The 12,419-nt window shown below is 65.1% G+C and carries 14 protein-coding genes; 6 read left to right on the forward strand and 8 right to left on the reverse strand.

The genetic code is table 11. From position 1 onward, the window contains the following. Window position 1: 1 nt before the first annotated feature. Together P2G67_RS03405 and P2G67_RS03410 are read left to right on the forward strand one after the other, a co-directional pair. A complete protein-coding gene (locus tag P2G67_RS03405) occupies window positions 2-859 on the forward strand; it encodes a S49 family peptidase (protein ID WP_275820036.1) in 858 nt (285 codons plus the stop codon). 31 nt (window positions 860-890) lie between these two features. Further along, window positions 891-1,922: an NAD(P)-dependent alcohol dehydrogenase gene (locus P2G67_RS03410; protein WP_275820038.1), complete on the forward strand. Its 1,032-nt coding sequence runs from the start codon at window positions 891-893 to the stop codon at window positions 1,920-1,922. Window positions 1,923-1,995: 73 nt separating this feature from the next. Here P2G67_RS03410 and P2G67_RS03415 read toward each other — a convergent pair whose 3' ends face one another. Next, window positions 1,996-3,246, reverse strand: coding sequence for a D-alanyl-D-alanine carboxypeptidase (locus P2G67_RS03415; RefSeq protein WP_275820039.1), 1,251 nt, complete (start codon window positions 3,244-3,246; stop codon window positions 1,996-1,998). Between the two features lie 117 nt (window positions 3,247-3,363). Between P2G67_RS03415 and P2G67_RS03420 the strand changes: the two genes are divergently transcribed. The 3 genes from P2G67_RS03420 (at window position 3,364) to P2G67_RS03430 (ending at window position 6,514) form a co-directional block, all read left to right on the forward strand. Further along, window positions 3,364-4,665: a replication-associated recombination protein A gene (locus tag P2G67_RS03420; protein WP_275820041.1), complete on the forward strand. Its 1,302-nt coding sequence runs from the start codon at window positions 3,364-3,366 to the stop codon at window positions 4,663-4,665. A 144-nt stretch (window positions 4,666-4,809) separates the two neighbouring features. Beyond that, entirely contained in the window at window positions 4,810-5,472 is a 663-nt protein-coding gene (locus P2G67_RS03425; RefSeq protein ID WP_275820043.1) for a cysteine hydrolase family protein, read from the forward strand. Window positions 5,473-5,515: 43 nt separating this feature from the next. Then, window positions 5,516-6,514 (forward strand): RluA family pseudouridine synthase, encoded by a 999-nt coding sequence (locus P2G67_RS03430; RefSeq protein ID WP_275820046.1) that lies wholly within the window; start codon window positions 5,516-5,518, stop codon window positions 6,512-6,514. A gap of 29 nt (window positions 6,515-6,543) precedes the next feature. On the opposite strand, the gene P2G67_RS03435 is transcribed toward P2G67_RS03430, so the two are convergent. From P2G67_RS03435 to P2G67_RS03465, 7 genes are all read right to left on the reverse strand, one after another. Next, window positions 6,544-7,386 carry a VOC family protein gene (locus P2G67_RS03435; RefSeq protein ID WP_275820047.1) on the reverse strand — a complete coding sequence of 281 codons (843 nt, stop codon included), beginning with the start codon at window positions 7,384-7,386 and terminating at the stop codon, window positions 6,544-6,546. Beyond that, window positions 7,383-8,276: an S-methyl-5'-thioadenosine phosphorylase gene (locus P2G67_RS03440; protein ID WP_275820049.1), complete on the reverse strand. Its 894-nt coding sequence runs from the start codon at window positions 8,274-8,276 to the stop codon at window positions 7,383-7,385. The genes P2G67_RS03435 and P2G67_RS03440 overlap by 4 nt, the downstream gene beginning before the upstream one ends. A gap of 88 nt (window positions 8,277-8,364) precedes the next feature. Next, window positions 8,365-9,057: a TetR/AcrR family transcriptional regulator gene (locus tag P2G67_RS03445; RefSeq protein WP_275820051.1), complete on the reverse strand. Its 693-nt coding sequence runs from the start codon at window positions 9,055-9,057 to the stop codon at window positions 8,365-8,367. Between the two features lie 81 nt (window positions 9,058-9,138). Next, window positions 9,139-9,645, reverse strand: a complete 507-nt coding sequence (locus P2G67_RS03450; RefSeq protein ID WP_275820053.1) for a YbaK/EbsC family protein — start codon at window positions 9,643-9,645, stop codon at window positions 9,139-9,141. Further along, the gene (gene proC, locus P2G67_RS03455) at window positions 9,642-10,463 is read right to left on the reverse strand and encodes a pyrroline-5-carboxylate reductase (RefSeq protein ID WP_275820055.1); all 822 of its coding nucleotides are present in this window, start codon (window positions 10,461-10,463) and stop codon (window positions 9,642-9,644) included. Before proC ends, P2G67_RS03450 begins: the two co-directional genes overlap by 4 nt. A gap of 4 nt (window positions 10,464-10,467) precedes the next feature. Continuing rightward, the gene (locus tag P2G67_RS03460) at window positions 10,468-10,968 is read right to left on the reverse strand and encodes a type III secretion system chaperone family protein (protein ID WP_275820057.1); all 501 of its coding nucleotides are present in this window, start codon (window positions 10,966-10,968) and stop codon (window positions 10,468-10,470) included. 198 nt (window positions 10,969-11,166) lie between these two features. Beyond that, entirely contained in the window at window positions 11,167-11,487 is a 321-nt protein-coding gene (locus P2G67_RS03465) for an accessory factor UbiK family protein (RefSeq protein WP_322099631.1), read from the reverse strand. Between the two features lie 117 nt (window positions 11,488-11,604). On the opposite strand from P2G67_RS03465, the gene lgt reads away from it, so the two are divergent. After that, window positions 11,605-12,417, forward strand: coding sequence for a prolipoprotein diacylglyceryl transferase (lgt, locus tag P2G67_RS03470; protein ID WP_275820059.1), 813 nt, complete (start codon window positions 11,605-11,607; stop codon window positions 12,415-12,417). Window positions 12,418-12,419 lie beyond the last annotated feature (2 nt).

Consider the following 12,419-nt stretch of genomic DNA (forward strand, 5'->3'; position numbering starts at 1 on the left):
CATGAGTCTTGGCCTCCGTAAGACACTGGGGATGGTTCTGCCCATCCCTGCCCTACGCAACCCGCCGCCGGTTGTCTCGCTGGTCCGCTTGAATGGTGTGATCGGCCATGTCGGCCCGCTGCGCAACGGGCTGACTCTGGAAAGCCTGCGCGAGCCGCTGGATCGGGCCTTCGCTCCCAAGCGACTGGATGCTGTGGCGCTCGCGATCAATTCCCCTGGTGGCTCGCCAGTGCAATCCGCACTGATCGCCGAGCGCATCCGGGAACTGGCCGACGAGAAGAAGGTGCGGGTTCTGGCCTATATCGAGGATGTCGGCGCCTCCGGCGGATACTGGCTGGCCAGCGCCGCCGACGAGATCCTGGTGGACAGCAGCTCCGTTGTCGGCTCCATCGGCGTGGTCTCCGCGGGCTTCGGCTTTCCGGCACTGCTGGAGCGTTTGGGGGTGGAGCGCCGGGTGGAAACCGCCGGCGAACGCAAAGCCATGTTGGACCCCTTTCAGCCGCGCGACCAAGCCGAGGTCGAGCGCCTGCGTGGCCTCCTGACCGAGCTGCACGAAAACTTCAAGGAACAGGTGCGCCATCGCCGCAAAGGGCGCTTGAAGGCGTCCGAGGAGGAGCTCTTCAGCGGCGAGTTCTGGACTGGCCGCAAGGCGGTGGAACTCGGCCTGGCCGATGGGCTGGCGCATCTGCACAGTGATCTGCGTCAACGCTTTGGCAAGAAGCTCGTGCTACGGCGGACCCAACGGCCCCGCCGCTGGTTTTCCTGGCGAACGGCGGCCACGGGCATGCCGAATGACTGGGCCGATGCACTCCTGTCGGCAGCAGAGGAACGGGCGCTCTGGGCCCGTTACGGCCTTTGATTCACGCAACTGAAACTCGCGGGAGGTTAGCATGAAAGCGGTACGTTATATCGAGACCGGTCGGCCGCCGGAGATCGTGGACCTGCCGCAGCCGACGCCGGGGCCGGGCGAGGTGCTGTTGCGGGTGGCCGGCGCCGGCGTCTGTCATTCCGATCTCCACGTCCTCGACCACGGCATCGGCATCCCCGGGCCCTTCACGCTCGGACACGAGAACACCGGCTGGGTCGCAGGTTTGGGAGCCGGAGCCACGAACGTCAAGGAAGGGGATGCGGTCGCGGTCTACGGTCCCTGGGGCTGCGGCGCTTGCCGTACCTGCCAGACCTCGGCCGAGAACTACTGCGAGCATCACGCCAGCATCCCCTACTACGGGGGCGGACTCGGCAAGGATGGCGGCATGGCGGAGTTCATGATCGTCCCCTCGCCCCGCCTCCTGGTGCCGTTGGCAGGGCTGGACCCAATCAAAGCCGCTCCGCTGAGCGACGCCGCGCTGACCCCCTATCACGCCATCAAGTCCAGCCTGCCGCTGCTCTCACCCGACGCAACGGTGCTGGTTCTTGGCATCGGCGGGCTGGGGCACATGGCCGTTCAGATCCTGCAGGCGCTCAGCCCCGCACGCCTCATTGCCGGAGACATCGACGAGACCAAGCTCGATCATGCGCGCAAGCTGGGGGTCGAGCACTGCGTCAACACCGGCGACTTCGATGCCGCGAAGGAAGAGATCCGCTCCATCGCCGGCCCGCGCGGGATCACCGTGGCCTTCGATGTGGTGGGGGCCCAAAGCACCATGGACCTTTGCTCCGCCGTGGTCGGGCGGGCCAGCCGCATCTGCATTCTCGGACTGGCCGGCGGAACCTTTGCCTACGCGGCCAACCGACCGCCCTACGGCTGCGAGGTCATCATCCCCTATTGGGGGTCGCGCACCGAACTGATGGAAGTGACTGCCTTGGCAAACGCCGGGCAGATCCACGCCGAGGTGGAGGCCTTCCCGCTGGAAGAAGCACCCAGCGTCTATGAGCGGCTGCGCGAAGGTCGCATCCGCGGTCGCGCGGTGCTCCAGCCCTGACCCCAATGCAAAAGACCGGAGCGCGGCTCCCGCTCTCCGGTCTTTGCTGGTCCGTAGTTTGCCTGGAAGGCGATCAGCTGCCGGTGGGACGTACGACCATGCAGTCCATGCCGTGCTGGTTCAGGCTCTGGCAAGCCGTGCGCGCCTGTGTCTCCAACAACCCAGTCAGCCGGGCGCGATAGAGCGTCTGGTTGCTCACCAGAACCTCGGTGACAGCAACCCGGGCCTCGGCGAACTCTTGAGCCAAGCGGGACGCCGCTGTCGAAGCCAAGAATTGAGCCTGATCGGCCACCTTGAAGGCGCCGACCTGAACGCCCCAGCCCTCTTCCTGCACCGCGCCAGCAGTGCTGGCAGCCTGAGCCGAGCTGACCAACATGCCGCCCACATCACGCGGCTCGTCACTTTCGGCACGGGCAAGTGCATCGGAAATCGTGACCTGACCTGGCCGCGGACTCGGCACCGGCGGTGTCGGTCGGGTCTTGGCAAGGGCGAGCTGATTTGCTCGGCTAAAGCCGCGATCCAGGAGATCCGCCATGTGGGCATCGCGCGACTGAGCCGTTCGCCCGCCCATGACCACGGCGATCACCCGGCGCCCGTCACGCACGGCCGAAGTCGCGACATTGAAGCCTGAGGCGCGGATGTACCCGGTCTTCAATCCATCGGCGCCGTTGTAGCTGCGCAGCAGACGATTGTGACCGGTGTGCGTCTGTCCGCGATAGGTGAAGCTCTGGTCCGAGAAGTAATGGTAGTGCTGCGGGAAATCGCGCATGAGGCGCACGGCCAGCTTTGCCATGTCTCGGGCGGTGGTCACCTGTCCGCTGTCGGGCAAACCAGACGCGTTCTTGAAGGTCGTGGACGTCAGACCCAATTCTCGCGCCCGCTGGGTCATCTTCTGCGCGAAGCCGCTTTCGCTGCCACCCAGGGCCTCTCCGACGACCGCAGCTACGTCATTGGCCGAGCGCACCACCAAAGGCAGGATCGTCTCCCGCACTGCAATGGTGTCGCCGGCCCGAAGCCCCAACTTGGATGGCGGCTTGCCGGCCGCGTGGGCTGAGATATGCAGGCGCTGATCCGCGGTGACATCACCGCGCTCCAATGCCTCGAAAAGCATGTAGAGCGTCATCATCTTGGTCAGTGATGCTGGATAACGCCGCGCATCCGCATTGGACGCGTGCAGGACTTCCCCCGTCGCATAGTCTATGACGATGGAGGCGTAGCGAGGATTGGCTTGCGCCGTCGTCGGTGCCGCGACTGCCAGCAGTACAGGCAGCAGGAACAGCAACGCGAAGAGTCTGCCAATTCGGCCATTTAAAGCGGGAAACATGAGCTACCCCCCGAATTTCCCGTTCTAACTAGAAGCAATATCAGGAAGAATCTACCCAATGAATGAGTCGCTGTCCAGCCTTCGCGCTACGGTCGGCCTATGTTACTCCACAGGACCATGAGCGGACTCTTCGAAAAAGACGCCCCCCGCCCTCTCGCCGACCGGCTGCGCCCCCGCACTTTGGATGAGGTGGTGGGACAGACGCATCTGCTCGGGCCCAACGGTCCGATCGGTCGCATGGTGGCACAGCGGCGACTGGCCTCCATGATCCTCTGGGGACCGCCGGGCTGCGGCAAGACAACGATCGCCCGCCTGTTGGCCGAGGCCACGGATCTCGCTTTCGAGCCGCTTTCGGCGGTCTTTTCGGGCGTAGCGGATCTGCGCAAAGTGTTCGATCGGGCCCGCCAGCGCAGGCAAGACGGTCGGGGGACGCTGCTCTTCGTCGATGAGGTGCACCGCTTCAACAAGGCGCAGCAGGACGGCTTTCTGCCCTACGTCGAGGACGGCACGGTCGTCCTGATCGGAGCGACCACGGAGAACCCCTCCTTCGAGCTCAACGCAGCACTGCTCTCGCGCTGCCAGGTGATGGTGCTGCATCGCCTCGACGAAGCCGCCCTGAAAGAACTGCTCGAGCGAGCGGAACAGGAGAGCGGACGGACACTGCCCCTGAACGAGGATGCCCGCAGCGCTCTGTTGGCCATGGCCGACGGCGACGGACGCTACCTTCTCAATCTCGCGGAGGAACTCTTCCAGGTTCCGGAGTCCGCGGAACCACTTGATCCCCGCGGCTTGACCGATGTGATCCACCGCCGAGCGCCCGTCTACGACAAGAGCGGCGAGGAGCATTACAATCTTATTTCCGCTTTGCACAAATCCTTGCGCGGCTCCGACAGCGATGCGGCGCTGTACTGGCTGGCGCGGATGTTGGTTGGCGGCGAAGACCCCCACTACATCGCCCGGCGCTTGCTGCGATTCGCCATCGAGGACGTGGGCCTGGCGGAACCGCAGGCAGTGACACAGGCCTTGGCCGCCTGGCAGACCTACGAGCGTCTCGGGTCCCCGGAAGGCGATCTTGCCCTCGCGCAGCTCGTCGTCTTCCTCGGCACAGCCCCGAAATCCAACGCCGCCTACCTGGCGCACAAACGCAGCCTGCGCGCCGCCAAGGCAACCGGCTCGCTCATGCCGCCCAAGCACATCCTCAACGCCCCCACCGGGATGATGAAGGAGCTCGGTTACGGCAAGGGCTATGCCTATGACCACGACGCACCGGACGGCTTCTCCGGTCAGGACTACTTTCCCGAGGACATGACGCGCGAGACTTTCTATCAGCCGGTGGCACGCGGCTTCGAGCGGGAAATCGCCAAACGGCTGGAATACTGGGACAAGCTGCGACGTCAACGAAGCAAGCAAGAAGGCTGATATCAGCCTTGCGCTTCCCGCGAAGCCGTTATGCGAAGCTGCAGCTTGCACCTTCCGGTTCCCGGCTTAGGCTCCCGCGTTATGGAGTGAGGGTCTTGCCTACCGGCGAGGCTCCTGCAACGGTCGAGGGAACTGCCGCCACAGATGGCCGAACACAACATACCCGATCGCCACGCTGTGGCTCTGCTTACCGTCGACCTGCAGCGCGATTTCGCCTGCCAGGGGTCGCCGGTCCAGGCGTCCGGCGTGTCCGGAACCCTTCCCCAGATCCTGAAAATCGTGAATGCTTTTCGCAGCCACGATCGGCCAGTCTTTCACGCGGTGCGGCTTTATCGGCCGGATGGCTCGAACGTGGATCTGTGCCGGCGTTCGGCTGTCGAGGAGGGACTGCGCGTCCTGATGCCCGGCACCTCCGGCGCTGAACTGATCGAGGCCGCCAAGCCTGATCCCGAGATCAGGCTGGAGGCGGATGCGCTGCTTGATGGAGAGTTCCAGAAGCTGCGCCACAATGAGTTCGTGTTCTACAAGTCCCGCTGGAGCGCATTCTTCCGCACCGAGCTGGAGGAGCGGCTGAACGACATGGGGATCACCACGCTCGTCGTCTGTGGCTTCAATTTCCCCACCGGCGGACGCGCGACGATCTATGACGCCGGCGCCCGGGATTTTCGCGTGATTGTCGGCGCCGACGCGCTCTGTGATGCAAGTGAAGAGGGCCTGCGCGAACTTGGCCGTCTCGGCGTCTATCAGATGAGCGCAGATTCGGTGCTCGAGTGGTTGAGTGGCAACCGCCGGCCTAACGCAGCCTGATTTGCTTGCCACCGGGCAACCTGGCTGCAGCTAGAGGGCGCACATGATCGAGACTCGCGTCATCACGCCCGAAGAAGCTGATCAGCGCCTGGATCGCTGGTTTCGCAAGAGCTATCCGCAGGTCACTCACGGCCGCCTGGAGAAGCTGCTGCGCACCGGCCAGGTACGCGTCGACGGCAAACGCGCGAAGGGAAATCTTCGCCTGACCGCCGGCCAGGAGATCCGCATCCCGCCCTTGGGCGAAAGCGCCGGGGCACCCGTCCGCTCGCCTACCCGTGCCCGGCCGTCCGACCAGGAAGCCGAGGCGCTGCGCGCGCGTGTGCTCTACCGCGACGACTGGGTGATCGCGATCGACAAGCCCGCCGGCTTGGCCGTTCAGGGCGGCAGCAACACTCCGCACCATCTCGACGGTTTGTTGGATGCCCTCATCTTCGATGGCAAGGAGCGCCCTCGTCTCGTCCACCGCCTGGATCGCGACACGGCGGGCGTCCTGCTCCTGGCGCGCACGACGGAAGCCGCCCGGCGGCTTGGCGCCGCTTTCAAGAGCGATGCCCCCTGTAAGATCTATTGGGCTCTGGTCGCGGGCCTTCCCGAGAAGCCGCGGGGCATGCTCAACCTGCCTCTGGGCAAGCTGCCGGGCCCGAAGGGCGAGAAGATGTCCAGCGAAGCGCCGGATGCCAAACCCGCCACCACGCGCTGGTCCACCGTGGCCAAGCGAGGCCAGTCGGCCGCCTGGCTTGCCCTACGCCCACTGACCGGCCGCACACACCAGCTGCGTGCGCATTGCGAGGCCATGGGCCACCCGATCCTGGGCGACGGCAAATATGGCAGGCGCAAAGCCTTCCTAACCCAGCCCGAACTGCCGAAGCAGCTCTTCCTATTTGCGCGGGAGATTGTGCTGCCGCACCCGGAGGATGGCATGACCCTGCGCGTGCAGGCACCGCTGCCGCCCCACTTCCAGACCGCCTTTGCTGCCCTCGGCTTCGACCCGGATGACACAGCGGCAGAGCGGGCGGCGGACTGGCTGACAGAAAAGCAGTAAGGCTACGGGCCCAGCCCTCCCGGCCCCTGCTATTCCACGAAGCTCAGGAGCACGCCGTTCGCCTCGTCCGCGGGCAGATACAGCCCGCTATCCTCGGCTTCGAAGTCCACGCCACGGGACTGAAGCAGCTCACGGCACCCTGCGAGATCCGCCACTGCCACGGTGAAGCCGAGCGGTCCGCTCACGAACCCGGCAGGCAGGCGTTCGCCATAGCGGCTCGCTGCCGCAGCGGGCGTCACCAGAGCCAGAGTTAGCTCGCCCGACCGCATCGTCAGGCTGTCTGCCGCGCGCTGGACCTGCTCCTCCCCGAACCAGGCCACGCCGGCCCGCTCGGCGGCTTCGAGATCCTCGGTCACCGCCAGAAATCCTGTGATCGCCCGGGCGCCATTGGCGTGCTCCAGCCAAGGCGCCTGCCACACCATCTCCGGCGTCAGGTGCTGGCACGCGAAGGCAAGAAAGCCAGGGCGCGAGGCGGGATCGAAATGCATCAAGCGAAAGCGAGGTCGCAGTTCGCCATCGGGATGCTCGATGATCCGCGCCAGGTCCTTGGGCCCATCCACGGTGAGCCCCCGGCGGCGGAGTTCTGCCACGTCGCCGTCGATATCGCTGCTGCGATAAGCGCCGGCCAGCAGGCCCTCGCCTCGCTCTTCCAGAAAACGGTCGAGATTGTTGGTGAACTGCGAGGGGTCCACGATGCCCAACAGCTCAATATAATCATTCTGGAACATCAGGCAGTAGTTGGCAGTGCCCCAGCCGATATGGCGTCCACGCGGGCAGACGGTGAAGCCCAGCCTTTCCCAGTTGGCTCGCCCTACCTCCAGGTCGGCCACCCCCACCAGGACGTGATCGAAGGCGGTGATTACCGGCTTCATGCTTTCGAGTCCTTCAGTACGCGCCCCGCAACCGCATCCAGGCGTTCAATGTGAGCCGCATCCCGTGCTTCGGGATGGGTGATCAAGGCCGTGTCCAATACCCTGTCGCAGCCCTGCTCGCAGGGCATATGCCGCTCTGCCAGGAGAGGCACCAGCGCCTTGATCAGGCCCCGCGCCTTCTCGGCATTGTTCATGAGCACCTGAACCACCTGCTCCACCGTCACATGGTCATGGTCGGGGTGCCAGCAGTCGTAGTCAGTGACCATGGAAATGGAGGCGTAGCAAATCTCCGCCTCACGCGCGAGCTTGGCCTCGGGCATGTTGGTCATTCCGATTACATCGCAGCCCCAGGAGCGATAAAGCTTGGATTCGGCCTTCGTGGAGAACTGTGGTCCCTCCATCGCCAGATAGGTTCCGCCGCGTTGGTGATCGATTTTCTGTTGCCCGGCAGCCTCGGCGAGACGATCCAGCAGCCGGCCGCAGACCGGGTGGGCCATGGAGACGTGGCCAACCACACCCGCGCCAAAAAAGGTCTTCTCCCGCGCGAAGGTGCGGTCGATGAACTGGTCCACAAGCACAAACTTGCCCGGCGGCAGGTTCTCCTTCAGCGATCCCACCGCACTGACCGAAAGAATATCCGTCACCCCGGCCCGCTTCAGGGCGTCGATGTTGGCGCGATAGTTGACGTGAGTGGGGGAGAGGCGGTGGCCCCGGCCGTGCCGCGGAAGGAACACGAGGGGCTGCCCGTCCAGGTCACCGAACAGCAAAGCATCGGACGGCTCGCCAAAGGGAGATTCGACCTTCTCCCATCGCTTGCCGCTCAAGCCGTCGATATCATACAGCCCGCTGCCGCCGATGATGCCGATCACCGGCTGAACCGCCTGCGCCATGTCTCGCCCCCGGCTACTCAGAAAAGGAGCGGCATCATAGTGCAGTCAGGCGGTGGGCTGAATGCCTCTTTACTGAAAAAGCGCGCGGTCAAGCAGGAGCGCCGGAGGGTGCCTCTGGCCCAGGTGCCTCTGGGCCGGGGTCCGCAGATGCCTCGGCGCCCGCGCCTGCATCCTCCGCATAGGCACGACGGCGACGGCGCGGCAGGCGCGAAATCAAATCCTCTGCTCGGCGTAGATTGCGATCCAGGGCTGCCATGGTCTTCGCCATGTCCTCGCTGTCATCCTTCAGCCACACCCGCAGCGTTGCCAGCCAGATGGCCGAGACGCCCTTGATGCGCAAAATGCCTCGCCAGCCCTCGGCGGAGATCCCGGCGGCGGTCAGCATCCAGGCCATGGAGCGCCCCAACTGCGGCAGTGCCGAGAGACTGTCTGTCGGCTGGCAGCTGTAACAGGCCAGGATGGAACTCAACGCGGCACGATGGGGCTGCATGGCCTCGAAACGGCGCATGAGCACCTCGAAGAGACGATCGCGGGGCGATTCGTCGACGATCTCGGCGTTCATCTCCTCCTCGCCCAGCACCTCGGCATCAAGGCGGCGGGAAAAGGCGGCCAGGATCTCACTGCGGCTGCCGAACTCCTCATAGATCTGGCGCAGCGGCAGTTCCGACGCTGCCGCGATATCGGGAAGCCGCACCTCGGACCAGGGCCGTTCGGCCGCCAGTTGCAGCGTCGCGTCGATGATCTTGTCTCGATTGCTCTTCTGCGGGCGTCTCGCGGCCATGCTAGCCTCCTCGTATCCCAAGTGTTACCCCCAAGGAAGTGGGGTCGCCAGCGCCCGAATCCAACGCCCTGTCGGTCGAAGTCACCCGCGACGCAGCTCGACAAATGGCGCCTCGGTCATCGCCGCCAGCTCGTCCGGGGTCAGACGGAACACCGTGTTCGGCGTTCCTGCCGCAGCCCAGATTTCTTCGAAGGTTTGTAGATCAGAATCGAGAAAGGTCACCGGGGGTTCCACATGGGCAATCGGCGGCACGCCACCGATGGCGAAGCCGGTGCGCTCACGCACAAAGGCCGCATTGGCGCGGCCGATTTCCTCCCCCAGCAAAGCGGCGAGACGGCTCTCATCCGCCTGATTGGCGCCGCTGACCACCGCCAGGACCGGGCGGTTACTGCTGCGTGCGCGGAAGATCAGCGACTTGGCAATCTGTGCCACCTCGCAGCCGATGGCGGCGGCCGCATCCTGGGCCGTGCGCGTGCCGGCGGGAAAGGTGCTGACCTCCAGGGACAGCCCCTTGGCTGCCAGCGCCTCTTGGACCCGGCGGGCAGCAGGCTGCAGGTCGCTCGCCGGATCGCTGCCGGCCTCGCTCACGACGCCAGTTCGCGGCTGCGCCGCGCCGCCGCCGCAATGGCGCGAGTCATCAGGGGCTGCAGACCATCCTCGGCCATCAGGACATTCAAGGCTTCCAGCGTGGTGCCGGCGGGGCTGGTCACGTTCTGACGCAGGGTTTCCGGCTCATCGCTCGAGCGATGCACTAGTTCTCCGGCACCGGCGACGGTCACCCGGGCCAGCCGGCGGGCAAGCTCCCGCGGCAGGCCCGCATCCTCGCCGGCCTTGGCAAGGCACTCGATCAGCAGGAACACATATGCCGGCCCGCCACCGGACAGGGCTGTGACAGCATCGAGCTGGCCTTCCTCTTCCGCCCAGGCCACCTCCCCGACCGCGGAAAGCAGATCGGCTGCGGCCTGTGCCTGGCGCTCATCCACGCCCACTCCTGCCACCAGAACCGTCATGCCGCGGCCCACAGCAGCTGGCGTGTTGGGCATGGCGCGCACGATCCGGGCTTCCTGACCCAGCTTGCTGCGGAACCAGTCGATGGTCTTGCCCGCAGCAACCGAGATATAAAGGGTGTGCGGAGACGCCAACGTGGCCACTGCCGGCAGCGCCTCTTCCATCATCTGCGGCTTCACAGCCAGGAGAACCACTGCCGGCCGCAGGTCGGCGGGCAGACTGCTGGCATCCTTGTGGTGCGTCACTCCGCGGGCCACAAAATCGGCCACGGCCTCGGCGCTCGGTTCGATCACATGCACCTGTGTCGGCGCCACGCCCTGCTCGAGCCAGCCCGCCAGGAGCGCACCGCCCATCTTGCCGCAGCCGAGCAGCAACAGCTCTCCATCAAGAGAAATCATACCTTCAAGCCTCTCCCACCGTTTCCATCAGTGCAGCGTTCAGCGCGTCTCGCACGCTCTGGCCGCCCCATATCACCATCTGCAATGCCGGATAAAGCCGCTCGCACTCCTCGAGCGCGGTATCCACCAGATCCTCGATCTGCTCCACGCTCGCTCCCGGCGTCCCGCGCAGGGGAATGGTGTGGCGGAACATCACCAGTTCCTCCTCCTCGCCGTAGTCGAAGTGCCCCAGCCAGAGCCGCTCATTCATCAAGCCGAGCAGTTCGTAGACGGCACGGCGGCGCGCCGCCGGCACCTTGCTGTCGATCTGGCAGGAGAGGTACATGGCGCCCAGCTCGGCCTGCCAGACCGCGCAGATGGGATAGTCACCCCACCTGCCGGTCAGTTGCACCACCAACTCGCAGTCGCTCGAACGATCGTGGATCAGGTCATTGGCGGCAGCCAATTCCTCAAAGAGGTCCAAGGGATTGTTGGAAAGGGGGGCATCCCCAGCGAGAAGACTCATGTCAGCCTCCCGAAGTGCCGCGTGATGCGGCGAATGTTGGCACGTGCAGTCCTCGAAGGTTCCGCTCAGACGCGAAATATCGAGGCACAGCCCTGTAGGCGCTACCAGATGTAGCGTGCCAAATTGGATTCCTCAGTGCAACGCTTCTGTTGGTCTGCAGGGGCAGAGGCAATCTGATAGACTGAGCTGTTGGAAAACCTAGGCCTCGCTGGGCGGGGGTTGGTCCTTGGAGGCGGAATGAGCCTTGGGCTTCGAAACGGCTTCGCCTTCCAGCGCGTCCAGGCGAGCCTCCAGCGCAGCCAGACGATCGGCTATGACCTCCTGCTCTTCGCGCGCTTTCGCTGCCATGGCCTGCACCGCTTCGAACTCCTCGCGCGGCACCAGATCCATGTCGGCCAGGATACGTTCCAGCTGCGCGCGCACCCGGGCCTCGACCTCACCGCGCACGCCACTGGCGGCCCCAACGGCGCCGGAAAAGACTCGGGCGAAATCGTCGAAAATGGGATTGCGCGTTTGCATGATGGACCTCTCAAACCTGGGGCACGACTGGCGTCGTTGCCGCAAACTAGGCCGGCACGGCCTTTAACCGCAAGCAGGGAGGTTCTATAACGCGCCGGCACACTGGCGGAGCCTGCAATGTTCGATCTCCCGACCCTGGCCGCGCTGACCTTCCCCCAGTTCGATCCTGTCGCCATCGAGCTGGGCCCACTGGCAATCCGCTGGTACGCCCTGGCCTATGTGGTCGGTTTGGTCACGGCCTGGCTCTACTGCCGCAAGTTGACCGACAGCACGCCGGCCAGGATCTCGCGCCAGGATTTTGACGACTTCCTGCTCTGGGCGACCCTCGGTGTGGTCCTCGGCGGGCGGCTGGGCTATGTGCTCTTCTACAATTTCGATTACTACGCAGCCCACCCGATCGAGGCGCTCTACGTCTGGCAAGGTGGCATGGCGTTCCACGGGGGCTTCCTGGGTGTCGTGGTTGCGATTGTGCTCTTCGCGCGTTCGCGTGGCATCCCCCTGCTGGCGCTCAGCGATATCGTGGCCTGCGCCGCACCCATTGGCCTGTTCCTCGGACGCATTGCGAACTTCATCAATGGCGAACTCTACGGGCGCGTGACCGACGTCCCCTGGGGCGTGATCTTTCCCTACGCCGGCTCCGAGCCCCGACATCCGAGCCAACTCTACCAGGCCGGACTGGAGGGATTGCTGCTCTTCCTGCTGCTCCTGGCCGCGGTGCTACTCGGCGCACAACGTCGCTTCGGCTTGCTGTCAGGGATGTTCCTGATCGGCTACGGCACGGCCCGGATCATCGGCGAGTTCTTCCGCGAGCCCGACGCTCACATCGGCTTCCTGCTTGCCGGCACCACCATGGGCCAGTGGCTGTCGGTGCCGATGGTGCTGGCAGGTGTGGCGCTGCTGATCTATGCGCGACGCCGCGCCGAGGCTTGAGG

The sequence above is a fragment of the Aquibaculum arenosum genome (assembly GCF_029222965.1).
Lineage (GTDB): Bacteria > Pseudomonadota > Alphaproteobacteria > Kiloniellales > DSM-21159 > Aquibaculum > Aquibaculum arenosum.

What these genes read in the sequence shown, in the direction of transcription:
- P2G67_RS03405 (WP_275820036.1), top strand. Translation starts at nt 2, where the DNA reads ATGAGTCTTGGCCTCCGTAAGACACTGGGGATGGTTCTGCCCATCCCT.
- P2G67_RS03410 (WP_275820038.1), top strand. Translation starts at nt 891, where the DNA reads ATGAAAGCGGTACGTTATATCGAGACCGGTCGGCCGCCGGAGATCGTG.
- P2G67_RS03415 (WP_275820039.1), bottom strand. Translation starts at nt 3,246, where the DNA reads ATGTTTCCCGCTTTAAATGGCCGAATTGGCAGACTCTTCGCGTTGCTG.
- P2G67_RS03420 (WP_275820041.1), top strand. Translation starts at nt 3,364, where the DNA reads ATGAGCGGACTCTTCGAAAAAGACGCCCCCCGCCCTCTCGCCGACCGG.
- P2G67_RS03425 (WP_275820043.1), top strand. Translation starts at nt 4,810, where the DNA reads ATGGCCGAACACAACATACCCGATCGCCACGCTGTGGCTCTGCTTACC.
- P2G67_RS03430 (WP_275820046.1), top strand. Translation starts at nt 5,516, where the DNA reads ATGATCGAGACTCGCGTCATCACGCCCGAAGAAGCTGATCAGCGCCTG.
- P2G67_RS03435 (WP_275820047.1), bottom strand. Translation starts at nt 7,386, where the DNA reads ATGAAGCCGGTAATCACCGCCTTCGATCACGTCCTGGTGGGGGTGGCC.
- P2G67_RS03440 (WP_275820049.1), bottom strand. Translation starts at nt 8,276, where the DNA reads ATGGCGCAGGCGGTTCAGCCGGTGATCGGCATCATCGGCGGCAGCGGG.
- P2G67_RS03445 (WP_275820051.1), bottom strand. Translation starts at nt 9,057, where the DNA reads ATGGCCGCGAGACGCCCGCAGAAGAGCAATCGAGACAAGATCATCGAC.
- proC (WP_275820055.1), bottom strand. Translation starts at nt 10,463, where the DNA reads ATGATTTCTCTTGATGGAGAGCTGTTGCTGCTCGGCTGCGGCAAGATG.
- P2G67_RS03460 (WP_275820057.1), bottom strand. Translation starts at nt 10,968, where the DNA reads ATGAGTCTTCTCGCTGGGGATGCCCCCCTTTCCAACAATCCCTTGGAC.
- P2G67_RS03465 (WP_322099631.1), bottom strand. Translation starts at nt 11,487, where the DNA reads ATGCAAACGCGCAATCCCATTTTCGACGATTTCGCCCGAGTCTTTTCC.
- lgt (WP_275820059.1), top strand. Translation starts at nt 11,605, where the DNA reads ATGTTCGATCTCCCGACCCTGGCCGCGCTGACCTTCCCCCAGTTCGAT.